The sequence below is a fragment of the uncultured Paracoccus sp. genome, from assembly GCF_947487305.1.
In the GTDB taxonomy this organism is placed as follows: Bacteria; Pseudomonadota; Alphaproteobacteria; order Rhodobacterales; family Rhodobacteraceae; genus Paracoccus.
Genome location: NZ_CANKWH010000077.1, coordinates 1 through 761, shown reverse-complemented (window position 1 = coordinate 761; position 761 = coordinate 1). Strand labels below are relative to the sequence as shown.

Genomic DNA, 761 nt, shown 5'->3' with positions numbered 1-761 from the left:
ACGTCGGTCGAGGGGAAGTCCTCGTTGATCTCGTCCATCTCCAGCACGATGTCGTAAGGCACCTTGGCCTCGGCCAGCAGCACGTTCATGTGCCCGGGCAGACGGCCCGCCACCGGGTGGATGGCAAAGCGCACCTCTTTCCCGGCCGCGCGCAGCTTGCGGGTCAGTTCCGAGACCGGCCCCTGGGCCTGCGCCACCGCCATGCCATAGCCCGGCACGATGATGACCGAATCCGCCTCGTTCAGCGCCGAAGCCACGCCATCGGCATCGATCGCCACCTGCTCGCCCGAGATCTCGGCCGCAGGGCCGGTCTCGCCGCCGAAGCCGCCGAGGATCACGCTGACGAAGTTGCGGTTCATCGCCTTGCACATGATGTAGCTGAGGATCGCACCGGAAGAACCCACCAGCGCCCCGGTCACAATGAGCAGGTCATTCGACAGGGTGAAGCCGATCGCCGCCGCCGCCCAGCCCGAATAGCTGTTCAGCATCGACACCACCACCGGCATGTCGGCCCCGCCGATGCCCATGATCAGGTGGTAGCCGATGAAGAAGGCCAAGAGCATGATCAGGACCAGCCAGAACACCCCCGGGCCGATATCGGCGCAGTAGAGCAGGCCCAGGACCAGCGAAGCGGCCGCCGCAGCGGCATTCAGGAAATGCCCGCCCGGCAGCTTCTTCGGCGTGCCGCTGATCCGTCCGGCCAGCTTGCCGAAGGCCACGATCGAGCCGGTGAAGGTCACTGCGCCGATGAACACGCCGAG

Annotated in this window: 1 protein-coding gene; it reads right to left on the bottom strand. The window is 66.4% G+C overall.

The genetic code is table 11. The features are described from left to right. The coding region (locus tag Q1A36_RS21325) for an NAD(P)(+) transhydrogenase (Re/Si-specific) subunit beta (RefSeq protein ID WP_299848188.1) at positions 1 to 761 on the bottom strand (761 nt) is incomplete at both ends.